At 73.5% G+C, this 14,000-nt stretch carries 15 protein-coding genes; 5 read left to right on the top strand and 10 right to left on the bottom strand.

Annotated elements, in window-relative coordinates; genetic code table 11:
- Positions 1 to 39 precede the first annotated feature (39 nt).
- Positions 40 to 258: a DUF397 domain-containing protein gene (locus IF06_RS0128130; protein ID WP_013287999.1), complete on the top strand. Its 219-nt coding sequence runs from the start codon at positions 40 to 42 to the stop codon at positions 256 to 258.
- A gap of 7 nt (positions 259 to 265) precedes the next feature.
- Here the strand turns inward: IF06_RS0128130 and IF06_RS0128125 are convergent, their stop codons facing one another.
- On the bottom strand, positions 266 to 652 hold the full coding sequence (locus IF06_RS0128125; RefSeq protein ID WP_030274615.1) for a hypothetical protein: 387 nt from the start codon (positions 650 to 652) through the stop codon (positions 266 to 268).
- A 238-nt stretch (positions 653 to 890) separates the two neighbouring features.
- Here IF06_RS0128125 and IF06_RS0128120 point away from each other — a divergent pair, with 238 nt between their 5' ends.
- Both IF06_RS0128120 and IF06_RS0128115 read left to right on the top strand, forming a co-directional pair.
- Positions 891 to 2,174: a cytochrome P450 gene (locus tag IF06_RS0128120; protein ID WP_030274612.1), complete on the top strand. Its 1,284-nt coding sequence runs from the start codon at positions 891 to 893 to the stop codon at positions 2,172 to 2,174.
- Between the two features lie 129 nt (positions 2,175 to 2,303).
- A complete protein-coding gene (locus tag IF06_RS0128115; RefSeq protein WP_030274609.1) occupies positions 2,304 to 3,389 on the top strand; it encodes a glycosyltransferase in 1,086 nt (361 codons plus the stop codon).
- Positions 3,390 to 3,453: 64 nt separating this feature from the next.
- Here the strand turns inward: IF06_RS0128115 and IF06_RS0128110 are convergent, their stop codons facing one another.
- Genes IF06_RS0128110 through IF06_RS0128100 form a run of 3 tightly spaced genes read right to left on the bottom strand, consistent with a single transcriptional unit; the run spans position 3,454 to position 5,358 of the window.
- Positions 3,454 to 4,092, bottom strand: coding sequence for a DUF3618 domain-containing protein (locus IF06_RS0128110; protein ID WP_013288003.1), 639 nt, complete (start codon positions 4,090 to 4,092; stop codon positions 3,454 to 3,456).
- Positions 4,089 to 4,541 (bottom strand): phage holin family protein, encoded by a 453-nt coding sequence (locus tag IF06_RS0128105; protein ID WP_013288004.1) that lies wholly within the window; start codon positions 4,539 to 4,541, stop codon positions 4,089 to 4,091. Before IF06_RS0128105 ends, IF06_RS0128110 begins: the two co-directional genes overlap by 4 nt.
- Positions 4,542 to 4,572: 31 nt before the next feature.
- Positions 4,573 to 5,358, bottom strand: coding sequence for a hypothetical protein (locus IF06_RS0128100; RefSeq protein WP_013288005.1), 786 nt, complete (start codon positions 5,356 to 5,358; stop codon positions 4,573 to 4,575).
- A 209-nt stretch (positions 5,359 to 5,567) separates the two neighbouring features.
- On the opposite strand from IF06_RS0128100, the gene IF06_RS0128095 reads away from it, so the two are divergent.
- Together IF06_RS0128095 and IF06_RS0128090 are read left to right on the top strand one after the other, a co-directional pair.
- Positions 5,568 to 6,032: a DUF4383 domain-containing protein gene (locus IF06_RS0128095; protein WP_030274607.1), complete on the top strand. Its 465-nt coding sequence runs from the start codon at positions 5,568 to 5,570 to the stop codon at positions 6,030 to 6,032.
- Between the two features lie 85 nt (positions 6,033 to 6,117).
- Positions 6,118 to 6,777, top strand: coding sequence for a DUF6766 family protein (locus IF06_RS0128090; RefSeq protein ID WP_030274605.1), 660 nt, complete (start codon positions 6,118 to 6,120; stop codon positions 6,775 to 6,777).
- A 3-nt stretch (positions 6,778 to 6,780) separates the two neighbouring features.
- Here IF06_RS0128090 and IF06_RS0128085 read toward each other — a convergent pair whose 3' ends face one another.
- The 6 genes from IF06_RS0128085 to IF06_RS0128060 form a co-directional block, all read right to left on the bottom strand.
- Positions 6,781 to 7,230 carry a GNAT family N-acetyltransferase gene (locus IF06_RS0128085; protein WP_030274603.1) on the bottom strand — a complete coding sequence of 150 codons (450 nt, stop codon included), beginning with the start codon at positions 7,228 to 7,230 and terminating at the stop codon, positions 6,781 to 6,783.
- A 59-nt stretch (positions 7,231 to 7,289) separates the two neighbouring features.
- The gene (gene obgE, locus IF06_RS0128080; protein WP_013288009.1) at positions 7,290 to 8,741 is read right to left on the bottom strand and encodes a GTPase ObgE; all 1,452 of its coding nucleotides are present in this window, start codon (positions 8,739 to 8,741) and stop codon (positions 7,290 to 7,292) included.
- Positions 8,742 to 8,831: 90 nt separating this feature from the next.
- Entirely contained in the window at positions 8,832 to 9,086 is a 255-nt protein-coding gene (gene rpmA, locus IF06_RS0128075) for a 50S ribosomal protein L27 (RefSeq protein WP_013288010.1), read from the bottom strand.
- 11 nt (positions 9,087 to 9,097) lie between these two features.
- Complete coding sequence (gene rplU / locus IF06_RS0128070; protein ID WP_013288011.1) at positions 9,098 to 9,412, bottom strand: 50S ribosomal protein L21; 315 nt, start codon at positions 9,410 to 9,412, stop codon at positions 9,098 to 9,100.
- A gap of 302 nt (positions 9,413 to 9,714) precedes the next feature.
- A complete protein-coding gene (locus IF06_RS0128065) occupies positions 9,715 to 12,984 on the bottom strand; it encodes an Rne/Rng family ribonuclease (RefSeq protein WP_030274600.1) in 3,270 nt (1,089 codons plus the stop codon).
- A gap of 130 nt (positions 12,985 to 13,114) precedes the next feature.
- Positions 13,115 to 13,834: a TIGR03936 family radical SAM-associated protein gene (locus IF06_RS0128060; RefSeq protein WP_083395316.1), complete on the bottom strand. Its 720-nt coding sequence runs from the start codon at positions 13,832 to 13,834 to the stop codon at positions 13,115 to 13,117.
- Positions 13,835 to 14,000 lie beyond the last annotated feature (166 nt).

Raw genomic sequence — 14,000 nt, 5'->3', positions numbered from 1 at the left:
TCGGGCCGTCTCGTTACGCATGGCGATGGAGGAACAGCGATGGGTCAGCACCCCAAGGGCGATTTCGACCTCTCCCGGGCGGTTTGGCAGCGGGCTGAGGGCGACACCTCCGAGGGAGCGGTCGAAGTGGCCTTCGTCGACGACCTGATCGGTATGCGCAACTCCGCCGAGCCGGACGGGCCGGTGCTGGTCTTCACGCAGGCCGAGTGGGACGCGTTCGTCGCGGGCGCCCAGGACGGCGAGTTCGACCTGGACTGAGCGCGCCTCAGTCACCGTCGCCCCAGCCGAGCCCGCCCGGGCCGGGCGCGTGGTGGAAGCCGGGGTGACCGGCCACGTCGGCGCAGCGCTCGCCGTCGGGCCCGGCGGCGTCGCAGAACAGCCGCTCGGCGCGGTGCCAGGCGTCCGCCGGGGACAGCGCCGCCGCGCCGAGCGCCAGCTCCGGGCGGAGCAGGCCGAGTGCTTCGGCGTACGCCACGGCGTGCTCCCGCGCGACGGCGGGATCGGCGGCGGCGAAGCCCAGGTGCACGGTGAAGTAACGCGGCGGGCGGCCGGCGGCGCGCCGGGGCGTGCCGATCAGCGGCCCGTCGCGGCCGTCGCCGCGCAGCCGGGCCGGTGCCTCGCGGTGCCGTCGTGCCGCCCTGTCGTCACGCATCGGTGCCCTCCCCCGTGGTCGGTGACGCCCGCCGGACGTCGCGGCGGCGGGCGGCGGGCCGGTCGCCGCCGGTCCGCGAACCCGAGCCAACCAGCTTTTCCGTGCCCGGGGAGGGGCCAGCACCGGCTCGCGTGGCCGGCCCCTCCCCCACGGGGCCGGAGCTGCTGGAATGGAGGGTTCGGCCGCGCCGACCCGGGTAGGTAGGCAGCGCCGCCGAACCGCGTCAGGAGCAGCCGAGATGAGCACCATGCCGAGCGACCGGAGCCCGGACAGCACGCTGGCGTTCCTCCGGGAGGGCTACCGCTTCGTCGGCGACCGCTGCGACCGCCTCGGCACCGACGTCTTCCAGACCCGGCTGCTGCTGGAGCCGACGATCTGCCTGCGCGGCCGGGAGGCCGCCGAGCTGTTCTACGACGAGGAGCGGTTCGTCCGGCGCGGCGCCATGCCGATGCGCGGGCAGCGCACGCTCACCGGCGTCGGCGGCGTGCAGGGCCTCGACGGGCAGGCCCACCTGGTCCGCAAGGCGATGTTCATGTCGATCATGACGCCGGCCGCGATCCGCCGCCTCGGGGAGATCTTCGACGAGCAGTGGCGGGCCCGGATCCGCGACTGGGCCGAGGGCGGCCCGGTGGTGCTCTACGACGAGGTGGGAAAGATCCTGACCCGTACGGTCTGGGCCTGGGCCGGGGTGCCGCTGGCCGAGGCCGACGTGCCGCGCCGCACCGCCGAGATGCACGCGATGATCGAGGCGCCGGCCGCGCTTGGCCCCCGGCACTGGCGCGGACGGCTCGGCCGCCGGCACGCGCAACGCTGGGCCGGCGAGCTGATCGAGCGGGTGCGCGCGGGCGCGGTGCCCGCACCGGAGGGCACCGCGCTGGCGGTGGTGGCCGGGCACCGGGACGAACGAGGGCTGCCGCTGCCGCGCCGGATCGCCGCCGTGGAGCTGCTGAACGTGCTGCGCCCCACCGTCGCCGTGGACCGGTACGTGGTCTTCGCCGCGCTGGCGCTGCACGACCACCCGCACTGGCGGGACCGGCTACCAGGTGACGACGCCGCGACCGAGCAGTTCGTGCAGGAGGTACGCCGCTACTACCCGTTCTTCCCGGTCGCCGCAGCCCGGGTCCGCCGCTCGTTCCAGTGGCGGGGGTACGCGTTCCCGCAGGGCCGGCGGGTGCTGCTCGACCTGTACGGCACGAACCACCACCCCGGCGTGTGGCCCGAGCCGGAACGGTTCCGCCCGGAGCGTTTCGCCGGCTGGCGCGACGACCCGTTCGGCCTGGTCCCGCAGGGCGGCGGCGACCACTTCACCGGCCACCGCTGCGCCGGTGAGTGGATCACGATCGAGCTGATGAAGCGGGCGGTGACGAACCTGACCGGCGCGATGAGCTACCGCGTACCGCCGCAGGACCTGGCGCTCGACCTCGGCTCCATGCCGGCGTTGCCGCCCGCCGGGCTGGTGCTCGACGGGGTACGCCCGGCCGACGGCGCACGCCCGGCCGGTGGGGTACGCCCACCGCGCTGAACCGGGCCGAGCCGGGGTCGATCTCGCCGGCCGCGATATCCGGCTGCGCTACCCGACACAGCCCGCCCGAAACGGTTTCAGCAGCCGCATTCCGGGCAAGTCGCGTCACCCGGCACGAGGGGAGACGACATGACCCGACCGACCGCCGCGCCGCCACGCGACGAGGGCGCCGCGTCCGCGCCGGTCCGGCTGCCGATGGCGTACGTCCTGCCGCTGCGCGCCCACGACGACGGCGGCCTGGACGAGCTGACCGGGTACCTGCGCGAGCTGAGCCGGTGGGTCGACGTGGTGGTGGTCGACGGATCGGCGCCGGAGCTGTTCGCCCGGCACGCCGAAGCCTGGCGCGGGCTGGTCCGGCACGTACCGCCGGACCCGGCGCTGCGCGGGCGCAACGGCAAGGTGCTCGGCGTGCTCACCGGCGTCGCGCTGGCCCGGCACGAGCACGTGGTGATCGCCGACGACGACGTCCGGTACGACCGGGCGGCCCTGTGCGCGGTGCACCAGCTGCTGGACGGGGTGGACCTGGTCCGGCCGCAGAACCACTTCGACCCGCTGCCCTGGCACGCCTGGTGGGACACCGGCCGGACGCTGCTGGCCCGCGTGTTCGGCGGGGACTGGCCGGGCACGCTCGGGGTGCGGCGGAGCACGTTCCTGGCGATGGGCGGCTACGACCCCGACGTGCTCTTCGAGAACCTGGAGCTGGTCCGCACCGTGCGCGCGTACGGCGGCAGCACCGCCACCCCGGCGTGGCTGTACGTGCGGCGGCTACCGCCCGCCGCCGCGCACTTCCTCGGGCAGCGCGTCCGCCAGGCGTACGACGAGACGGCCCGGCCGGTGTGGCTGCTCGCCGCGCTGGCGGTGCTGCCGGCGACGGCGGTCGCGCTCGCCACCCGCCGGCCCGGGCTGCTGCTGCGCGCCGGGCTGGCGACGGTGGCCGTGGCGGAGCTGGGCCGGCGACGGGCCGGCGGCGCCCGGGTCTTCCCGGCGCACACCAGCCTGGCGGCTCCCGCCTGGGTGCTGGAACGCGGCCTGTGCGCGTGGCTGGCGGTGGGCCGGCGGCTGCGCGGCGGGGTGCCCTACGCGGGCGCCCGGATGCGGACGGCGGCCCACCCCACACGTGTCCTGCGCCGGCGGATGACGCGGCGCCGCCCCGACGATCTGGTGCTCTGGGTGGAGACCGGGGCGCTGCCCCCACCGTTGCGCGCCGAGGTGTAAGGAAGGGCCCCTTCTTATCGCCTGGCGATAAGAAGGGGCCCTTCCTTACCGAGGGCGCGGACCTTCAGGACCGCACCTGCTCGGCGCTGTGCCGGACGTCGTGGGCGGCGGCGCGGCCGTCGTCCTTGACGGTGTGCGCGGCGTCCTGCGCGGTGGCCTTCACCGACTCGGCGGCGTGCTGCGCCGGCTCGCGCAGCTCCTCCTTCAGCTCACCGGCGACCTCGCCCAGCTTCTCCTTCACCACCCCGCCGTGCTCGGCGGCCTTCTCCTTGACCTGCGCGGCGACCTGCTGCTCGCGGCGAGTGGCCGGGATCAGCGAGGAGACCAGCATGCCGACGCCGAAGGCGATCACGCCGGCGGCGATCGGGTTGCCCTCGGACTTGCGCCGCACCACCTGCGGCGCACGGTGGGCGGCGTCGCTCACCGTGGCGGCGGCGGACTGCGCCTTGTCGCCCACGGAGGAGGCCATTGAGGAGGCGTGGTCGCCCACCGAGTGGGCGGCGTGGCCGGTGCTGTGGCCGAGGTCCGAAGCGGTTCCCATCACCTTGTCCTTCACGTTCGTCAGCGCGCTGCGCACACGCTGCTTGCGGTCGTCGACGATGCGGCTCGGGCTGACCTTGTACGCCAGGGCGTCCACGTCCGAGCTGAGGTTGTTGCGGGTGGCTTCGATCTCGCGGCGGATCTGCTCGGGATCGGTGCTCATCGGATGACTCCCTCCGGGTGCGGCTTGAGCGCGTCGGGGATGCGCTGCACGCTGTCGTTTGTCTGCTTCAGGCCGCGGATCCGCTCGGCGTTCTTCTTGCCCATCGAGTACAGGACCGCCGCGACAGCGGCCCAGATGACGGCCACGATCAGCGCGGCCAGCCCGGAGTCCATGACGTTGTCGAGGAACTGCCAGATCGCGATCGAGACGAAGAGCGCCACCATGTAGCCGCCGAAGCCGGCGCCGCCGAACAGTCCGGCGGCCTTGCCCGCCTTCTTGCCCTCCTGGCGGATCTCCGCCTTGGCCAGCTCGACCTCCTGGCGCATCAGCGTGGACAGGTCGGTGGTGACCTGGCGCATCAGGTCGCCGAGCGAGCTGCCGCGCACCTCGTCGGCGTGAGGCGGGGCACCAGCCGCCTGATAGCCGGGGTCCTGCGTGGGTACGGTCATGCCGTCGCCTCCCTTCTGCCGGTGCGGCCGGTCACGGGCGGGGAGCGCCGGTCGACGGGACACCCGGCAGCGGGTCGGTGCGCTCCGGCGGCGGCAGCGGCTGACCGGTGCCACCCGCCGGGTCGGCCCAGGTGTTCGGGGCGCCGCCGGCCGGGTAGGTCGCGCCCGGCGCGGAGTAGCCCGGGTCCGGCTCGGCGTAGCTGCCCGGCGTCGGGTCGAGGTAGCCGCCCGGCGGCACCTGGTCCGGCACCTCACGCGCGGTCGGGATGACGGCGGTGCGGTCCGGGTCGTACGCCGGCCGCGCCGTGCTGTCGTCGCCGATCGCGGCGATGTTGCGGGTGAGCCGACCGGCGACCACGCCGAGCAGCGCCGCACCGACGAGGAACGTGCCGGGGTTGCGGCGGGCGTAGGTCTTCACCTCGTTGAGCAGGTCGCCCGGCTCGCGCTGCTCCAGCCAGCCGGCCACGCCGTGCACGCGCTCGGCCGCCTGGTGGGCCAGCTCGGTGACCGGCCCGGAGCCGCCACCCTGCTGCGCCATGGTGCGCATCTCGTCGGCGAGCGACCGCAGTCCGCTGGCGGCGCGCTGCTGCTGCTGACCGGCCTGCGCGGTGACCTGGCTGCGGGTCTCGCCGTAGAGGTCGCGGGCCTGCCGCTTGGCCTCGCCCACCACCTCCCGGCCCTGCTCCTTGGCGGTCTGCGCGACGGCGCCGCCCGCGTTCGCGGCGTCGGAGCCGACCTGGCGGGCCTGGTCACGCACACCGCCACCACCGTTCGTCGACTGGTACGTGGCCGAACTGGGGGAAAGATCCTGAGTCATGGTGTCCCTTCCGCTCGTACTTCCCAGCGGGTGTCTTCGGGGGGTACGCGGATTTGTTTCCGCGTGACAAGTGCCCTACCCCAGGTCGGTGGCTCCATGCCTGATTCGTGAATTCTCTGCGGGACCGGCCCGCCCCGGTCAGACAATGAGGTGCCTGCCCGCCCGGGGCGGCGGCGAGTTCCACGGGGGTGACAGGGATGGCACGTGACGTGCGCGAACACGCGTCCGCCCGGCCTGCGGTGCAGAAGGTAGCCCTCGCGGCGGCGGCTCTCTTCGCGCTGATCGGCGTGCTCGGCTTCGTGCCCGGCATCACCACGCACTACGGCGAGATGACGTTCGCCGGGCACCACTCCGAGGCGAAGCTGCTCGGGGTGTTCCAGGTCTCGGTGCTGCACAACCTGGTGCACCTGCTGTTCGGCCTGGTCGGTCTGGTGATGGCCCGGCGGCTGGCCGGGGCACGGGTGTTCCTGGCCGGTGGCGGCGCGCTCTACCTGGTGCTGTGGCTGTACGGCTTCGCCATCGACCGGGACACGTCGGTCAACTTCGTACCGGTGAACGACGCCGACAACTGGCTGCACCTGGTCCTCGGCTTCGGCATGCTCGCCGCCGGCCTGCTGCTGAACAACAACCTCGGCACCGGCACTCGGGTGGAGGCCCCCTTCGACCGCCCCTGACCAGGCGCGACACGCCGGTGCGGCGTTTGCCCCGGCCCGACGCCGGGCAGGAGGGCAACCGCGAGCGGGTCGAGGAGGTCCGGCGATGCCACGGTGGTTGCGCGACAACATGCTCTCGGTCGCCATGCTCGGCGCGTTCCTGGTCTTCCTGCTGCTCCAGAGCGTGTTCGGCTGGCAGGTGCACAACGAGGAGCTGAGCCGGTACGGCGCCGAGCCGCTGAGCTGGTGGGCCTATCTCGGCACCGGGCACTTCGCCGAGGCGGTGTTCGAGAACTGGGAGTCGGAGTTCCTCCAGATGGGCGGCTACGTGCTGCTCACCGCGTACCTGGTGCAGAAGGGCTCGGCCGAGTCGAAGCCGGAGGACCAGACGGACCGGCCGGAGGACAACCGCGACCACGCCCGCCCCGATTCGCCCTGGCCGGTACGCGCCGGCGGGCTGCCGCTCGTGGTCTACCGCAACAGCCTCGCCGTCGCACTGCTGATGATCTTCGGCGGCGCGTTCCTGGGGCACCTGTTCGGCGGTGTGGCCGCCTACAACCAGGAGCAGGCGCTGGAGAGCGGCGCCGCCCCGATCAGCGCGTGGCAGTTCCTCGGCACCAGCGACTTCTGGTTCCAGTCGATGCAGAACTGGCAGAGCGAGTTCCTCGCCGTGGGCGTGCTGATCCTGCTCAGCATCGTGCTGCGCCAGCACGCCAGCCCCGAGTCGAAGCCGGTCACCGCGCCGCACGCGCAGACGAGCGCCTGAGCGTCAGGCCGCCACCGGCAGCCGCTTCGCGAAGCAGACGCTGTACGGGTTGTCCACGTACTCGCCGTAGACCGGGATCGGCTCGTAACCGCTGGACCGGTAGAGCCCGATTGCGGCCGGCAGGTAGGTGCCCGTCTCCAGGCACACAGTGCGGTGCCCCTGCTGGAACGCCAGCTCCTCCAGCGCCACGAGCAGCTGCCGGGCAATGCCCCGCCCCCGGTACGCCGGCCGTACGTACATCCGCTTCAGCTCGCCGGTGCCGGCGTCGAGCGCCTGGAGGCCGCCGCAGCCGACCGCCCGGCCGCCCACCACGGCGGCCAGGTAGTGGATGTCGGTGTGCACGACTGTGACCTGCCCGTCCAGCCCGCCGTCCGCGTCGCGCAGCTCACGCTGCTGGGCGACGACGAGCGCGGCGATCTCCGGATCGGTGGCGGGACGGGACTCGATCAACATGTCCGTACGCTAGATCGGCCGGATTTCGCGCAGGTTTCCCGCCACCGACCCGCAAACGGCTACTCGGCGTCCGCTTCCGCCGCGGGCGCGGCCTCGACCTCGTCCTCCGGCCGGACCCGGCGGGCCTTGCGGGCCGCCAGCCGGTCGGACGCCGACGGACGGTTCGACTTCTCCTCCAGCCGTACGTCGGTGCCCCGGTTACCGGGCACGAAGTCGACACCGGCGTAGAGCGTCGGCTGCCAGTCGAACTCCCGGTCGCCGATGCGCACCAGGTCACCGGCCTGCGCGCCGGCCTTCGCGAGCTTCTCCTCGACGCCGAGGCGGGCCAGCCGGTCGGCCAGGTAACCCACTGCCTCGTCGTTGTCGAAGTTGGTCTGCTTCACCCAGCGCTCCGGCCGGCTGCCGCGCACCGTGTACGAGCCGTCCGGCTCGGCCTCGATGGTGAAGCCGGCGTCGTCGACCGCCTTCGGGCGGATCACGATCCGGGTCGGCTCGGCCGGTGGGGCGGCCCGGCGGCCCTGGTCGACCAGCTCCGCCATCGCGTACGTCAGCTCCCGCAGGCCCTCCCGGGTGGCGGCCGAGACGTCGAACACGCGCAGGCCGCGCGCCTCCAGGTCGGGGCGGACGATGTCGGCGAGGTCCTTGCCGTCCGGCACGTCGACCTTGTTGAGCGCGACCAGCCGGGGCCGGTCGGCCAGGCCGCCGTACTGGGACAGCTCCGACTCGATGGCGTCGATGTCGGCGAGCGGGTCGCGGCCGGGCTCCAGCGTCGCGGTGTCGATCACGTGCACCAGCACGGCGCAGCGCTCGACGTGGCGGAGGAACTCCAGGCCCAGGCCCTTGCCGCTGGCCGCGCCCGGGATCAGGCCCGGCACGTCGGCGACGGTGAAGGTGTGGTTGTCCACCCGCACCACGCCCAGGTTGGGCACCAGCGTGGTGAAGGGGTAGTCGGCGATCTTCGGCTTGGCCGCGGAGATCACCGAGATCAGCGACGACTTGCCCGCCGACGGGAAGCCGACCAGGCCCACGTCGGCGACGCTCTTGAGCTCCAGCACGACGTCCAGCCGGTCGCCGGGCTCACCCAGCTCGGCGAAGCCCGGCGCCTTGCGGCGGGCGTTCGCCAGCGAGGCGTTGCCGCGCCCGCCCCGGCCGCCCCGGGCCGCCTCGAACGTGGTGCCGACGCCGACCAGGTCGGCCAGCACCTCGCCGTCGAGGCTCTGCACGACGGTGCCGTTCGGCACCTTGATGACCAGGTCACGGCCGTTGGCGCCGTCCCGGTTCGAGCCGGCGCCGCCCTTGCCGTTCTCGGCCTTCAGGTGCGGCCGGAAGTGGAAGTCGAGCAGCGTGGTGACCTGCGGGTCGACCACCAGCGACACGCTGCCGCCGTGGCCGCCGTTGCCGCCGTCCGGCCCGCCGAACGGCTTGAACTTCTCCCGGTGGATCGAGACACAGCCGTGCCCGCCGTCGCCGGCCTGCATGTGCAGGACGACCCGGTCAACGAACGTCGTCACGACGCCAATCCTTCCAGCGGGGTCCGCCCCGCACGGGGAAAAGCGAAGCGGGCCGGGACTCGAGGTCCGCGGCCCGCAACGCTTACAGAACTACTGCTGAGGCACGATGCTGACGGTCTTGCGACCGCGCTTGGTGCCGAACTGCACCGAGCCGGCGGCCAGCGCGAACAGCGTGTCGTCGCCGCCACGGCCGACCAGGTCACCGGGGTGGAACTTGGTGCCACGCTGACGGATGAGGATCTCACCCGCGCTGACGACCTGACCACCGAAGCGCTTCACGCCGAGCCGCTGGGCCGCGGAGTCACGGCCGTTACGCGAGCTGGACGCACCCTTTTTGTGAGCCATTGGAGGACGACCTACTTCCCGCTGGAGATGCCGGTCACCTTGACCTGGGTCAGCGGCTGGCGGTGACCCTGGCGCTTGTGGTAGCCGGTCTTGTTCTTGAACTTGTGGATCCGGATCTTCGGGCCCTTGGTGTGCGCGGCGATCTCGCCGGACACCGCGACCTTGGCGAGCTTCGCCGCTTCGGTCACCAGGTCGTCACCGTCGACGAGGAGCACCGCGGTGAGCTTCACCGCGTCGCCGGGGGCACCGGCGAGCTTCTCGACCTCGATCACGTCGCCCTCGGCGACCTTGTACTGCTTGCCGCCGGTCTTGACGATCGCGTACATCGGAGGCGGACTCCCTGTCGTTGAGGCTGCTGGCGTCTATTGCACCGTTGCCGGCTGTCACACCGTCGACGGTCGTTCCCACGGCGTCTCGCCGGGAGCCGTGACACCGGCGGCGCGGGCACGCGGGAACTCGGCACACCAAAGTGCGCCGCAGGCAAGCGTACGCCATACCCGGCCCGCCCCCCAAACCGGGCTGCCGGTCGGTGCCTCTCCGCCCTGCTCGGCGGACACGACAGGGCCCCCGCCCCGCCTCTTCCCGGCGGATCGGGGGCCCTGTTCGCGCAGGTCAGCGCGCTAAAGCCTCACGGCCGCGTACGCCGCCGGGCACCACCACGGCGCGCCCGCCGACGCGGGGCGCCGCTGTCGTCGTCGTTGTCTCCGTCACCGATCGCGTCCGGGTCGTCGGCGGCGGCCAGCCGGGCCGAGTCGCCCTCCTGGCTGTCCGCGATCGCCGGGGCGGCGGGCGTGTCCGTCTCGAACCGGGACAGGTCGTAGCCCTGGGTGTCGTAGTAGTCGTCGTCGGTCTCGACCACCTCGGCGACGGTCCGCTCCGGGCCGGCCGGCGTCTCGGTGACTGCCTGCGGCTGCGCGGAGGGCTGCTCCGGCGCGGCCTCCACCGCGGGCTTCTCCGCGGCGGCCTTGCGGCCCCGGCGGCGGCCCTTCTCCTCGGCCGGCGCGGCGACCGCCGAGGCGACCGCCTTGACCTTCTCCCCCGCCCCGCCGCGCGGCTTCTCCGGCACCGGCTCGGTGTGGATGATCACGCCCCGGCCCTTGCAGCACTCGCAGGTCTCGCTGAACGCCTCCAGCAGGCCCGCGCCGATGCGCTTACGGGTCATCTGCACCAGGCCGAGCGAGGTGATCTCGGTGACCTGGTGCTTCGTACGGTCCCGGCCGAGGCACTCGGTGAGCCGGCGCAGCACCAGCTCCCGGTTCGACTCCAGCACCATGTCGATGAAGTCGATCACCACGATGCCGCCGAGGTCGCGCAGCCGCAGCTGGCGCACGATCTCCTCGGCCGCCTCCAGGTTGTTGCGGGTGACCGTCTCCTCCAGGTTGCCACCGGAGCCGGTGTACTTGCCGGTGTTGACGTCGACGACAGTCATCGCCTCGGTGCGGTCGATCACCAGCGAGCCGCCCGAGGGGAGGAAGACCTTCCGGTCCAGCCCCTTGAGGATCTGCTCGTCGATCCGGTACTCGGCGAACACGTCCGCCACCCCGGCATGCCGGCGCAGCCGCGCCACCAGGTCCGGCGACACGTGCGACAGGTACGACTCGACCAGGTCGTACGCGGGCTCGCCCTCGATGACCAGCTCGCGGAAGTCCTCGTTGAAGAGGTCCCGGACCACGCGGATGACCAGGTCCGGCTCCTCGTAGAGCAGCACCGGAGCGCCGCCCTCGGTCGCCTTGGCCTGGATGTCCTCCCACTGCGCCTGGAGCCGCTTGACGTCGCGCGCCAGCTCGTCCTCGCTGGCACCCTCGGCCGCGGTCCGGACGATCACCCCGGCGCCGTCCGGCACCAGCTTCTTCAGCACGTCCCGCAGCCGCTTGCGCTCGGTGTCGGGCAGCTTGCGGCTGATCCCGGAGGCGTTGCCGTTGGGCACGTAGACTAGGTGCCGGCCGGAGAGCGCGATGTGGCTGGTCAGCCGCGCGCCCTTGTGCCCGATCGGGTCCTTGGTCACCTGCACCAGGACCGAGTCGCCGGAGCGCAGCGCCTGCTCGATCGAGCGGGCCCGGCCCTCCAGGCCGGTGGCGTCCCAGTTGACCTCACCGGCGTACAGGACCGCGTTGCGCCCGCGCCCGATGTCGACGAAGGCCGCCTCCATGCTCGGCAGAACGTTCTGGACCTTGCCCAGGTAGACGTTTCCGGCCATCGTGCCGGACGAGTTCCGCGTGACGTAGTGCTCCACGAGCACGCCGTCCTCGAGCACCGCGATCTGGGTGCGGTCGCCGCGCTGGCGGACCACCATCACCCGGTCCACCGCCTCGCGGCGGGCCAGGAACTCCGACTCGCTCAGGATCGGCGGCCGCGTACGCCGCTGCTCGCGGCCGTCCCGCCGGCGTTGCCGCTTGGCCTCCAGCCGGGTCGAGCCGGAGACACCCTGCACCTCGTCGACCGGCTTGCGCGGCTCACGGATCTTGACGACGGTCGGCACGCCGTCCTCGGCGGCGGTGTCCGCCTCGCCGGCGCCCCGGCGGCGACGACGGCGACGGCGACGGGTCATCCCCTCGCCCTCGGCCTCCTCGTCCTCCGCCGGCTCCTCGGCCTCACCCTCGGCCTCGGCCGCGGCGGGCTCCTCGACGTCCTCGTCGTCGGCCTCGTCCGCGCCGCCCTTGCCCCGGCCACGACCCCGGCGGCCCCGGCGGCGGCGACGCCGGCCCGCGGCCGTCTCGTCGTCCTCGTCCCCCTCGGCGGTCTCCTCGGCCTCGGCGGCGAGCTCCTCCTCGGCGACCTCCGGCTCGACCTCGGCCTCGACCGGCTCGACCTCACGGCGGCCGCGACGGCGGCGCCGGCCGGTCTCGACCGCTTCCTCGATCGGCTCCTCGGCGGCCGGGTACGTCACCTGGACGGCCGGCGCCTCGTCGGGCTGCGGCGCCATGAACAGGACGGTCGGCGCGGAGAGCGCGGCACGACGCCGGCGGCTGGTGGCCGGCGGCGTCTCGGCCGGCTCCTCGGCCGCGCGCGGCACGGCGGCACCCGTCGACACGACGCCCGTCGCGTCGGCCGGGCCGCCGCTGCGGGCCAGGTTCACCTCTTCGGTACGCGCAGCCGCGGCGCTCGCGTCTGCCACGGCCTCGGCCTCGGCGTCCTCGACGTCCTCGCCGGTGGTCTCACCGATGCCGCCGGTGCTCGCCTTGCCGGCGCCGGCGGCCTTGGTCCTGCTGGTGGTGGCCCTGCGCCGGCCGGTGGGGGCCTGCGGTGCAGTCTCGGCGGCGGTACCCGCGGTGACGGCCTCGCCCGGTGCGGCGGTCTCGCCGCCGTCGATGTCGGCGCGTCCCTCGGCGATCAGGTCGCCACCGGGCGCGGAGACCGGTCCGTCGATCACGCCGTCCGCGGGCGCCTGCCCCGCGGCGGTGGTCTCGTCCGGCGCGACGGTCTCGGCAGCCGGCGTGGCCTTGCGACGGCGGGTCCGGGTCACCTTGACCGGCGGCACGACCTCCTCCGAGGCGGCCTCCACACCGGCCGCGGCCACCGGCTCCTCGACCGCCTTCGCCGGCGTCGCCTTACGACGCCGCCGGGTGGTCTTCGGCGCGGTGTCCAACTCACCGGCCACCGGCGCGAGCACCTCGGCCTGCGGCGACTCGCCGCTGCCGGTCACCGTTGTGGACGCCTCGACCGGCGCGTCGGTCTGCTCCGGCTGGTTCAGCGGAGCGGCCTTGCGGCGGCTGGCCCGCTTACGGGCGGGCGGCTTGGTCTCCGCGACGCCCTCCACGGTGCCTTCCGTGGTGGCTCCCCCGGCGCCGGCAGAGGTCGCGCTCGCGGCGCTGCCGGAGGCGGTGGTGGCGCTGTCGGCGGTCGTCCCGGCCGGCTCTGCGCCGGTCCGTTCGCCGCCCTCGGGCTCGTTCTCGAGCATGGACGTTCTCCAGTTCTGGCCGCCCCGGGCGCGGGTGAGCGCTGCCACGCAGGGTTGCCGCAAAGGTGTTTCCGCCGGGCGCGCAAACGCGCGACCGCCGAAGTCTGCCTGCCAGAGCGTTGACCGACGGTCAGCGCTCTCCGATGGTTGCCCCGTCGCGATCCGCTTCCAACGGATCGACGATCTCGCCCTGCGCGGTCAGCGTGCCCTGCGCCAGCCGGATCACCTTCGGGGTGACCGGCGGCTCCAGGGCGGCCACCGCACGGAGGCCGGACAGGACGTCATCGGGCCGAACGGACGGGGTGACCTGCCGCACGACCAGTTCGAGTATCGCACACGGTACGGCCGCCGCCCCGGAAGGCGTCTCAGCCGGAGCCATGGCATCGATCGACACCACTGCCGCACGGGCGTCGAAGGTACGCCGCCCCTGCTTGGTCATCCGCTCGACCTGGATCTCCTCGGCAGCCGTGAAGGCAGCCACGGCCTCCGCGAGCACCTTCGGGTCGACCTCGGGCAGTTCGATCCGCCAGTACGACGCCTCGATCCGGTCCGCCAGGCTGCCACCGACGGCCTCCACCGCGTCGATCACGTCGAGCCCGGGCGAGAGAGCGGCGTCGAGCGCCTCACGCAGCCGTGCCGGGTCGACCGGCTCACGGAGCCCGATCTCCAGGTACTCGGCCTCGCTCGCCACTCCCGTCGGGGCGGCCGAGGCGTACGAGATCTTCGGGTGCGGGGTGAACCCCTGAGAGAAGGCGATCGGCACGCCGGCCCGGCGCAGCGCGCGCTCGAAGGCCCGGGCGAAGTCCCGGTGCGAGGTGAACCGCAGCGGCCCACGCTTGGCGTACCGGATACGGACCCGCTGGACGACGGGGGCCTGGCCGCCCTCGGGTTGAGGCTTTCTGGCGATCGTGAGCTCCTCGGCTGTGCCTGCGTATCGGTCTCATCCTGACGCAGCGCCCACCGCGCCCCACACCCGGGGCCACCCCACCCACCCCAAACCCCCACAAACCCCGCCC

This window comes from Micromonospora globosa, assembly GCF_000717585.1.
Classification (GTDB): Bacteria; Actinomycetota; Actinomycetes; order Mycobacteriales; family Micromonosporaceae; genus Micromonospora; species Micromonospora aurantiaca.
The sequence above is the reverse complement of the archived record's forward strand: the minus strand, read 5'-3'. Positions and strand labels throughout refer to the sequence as shown.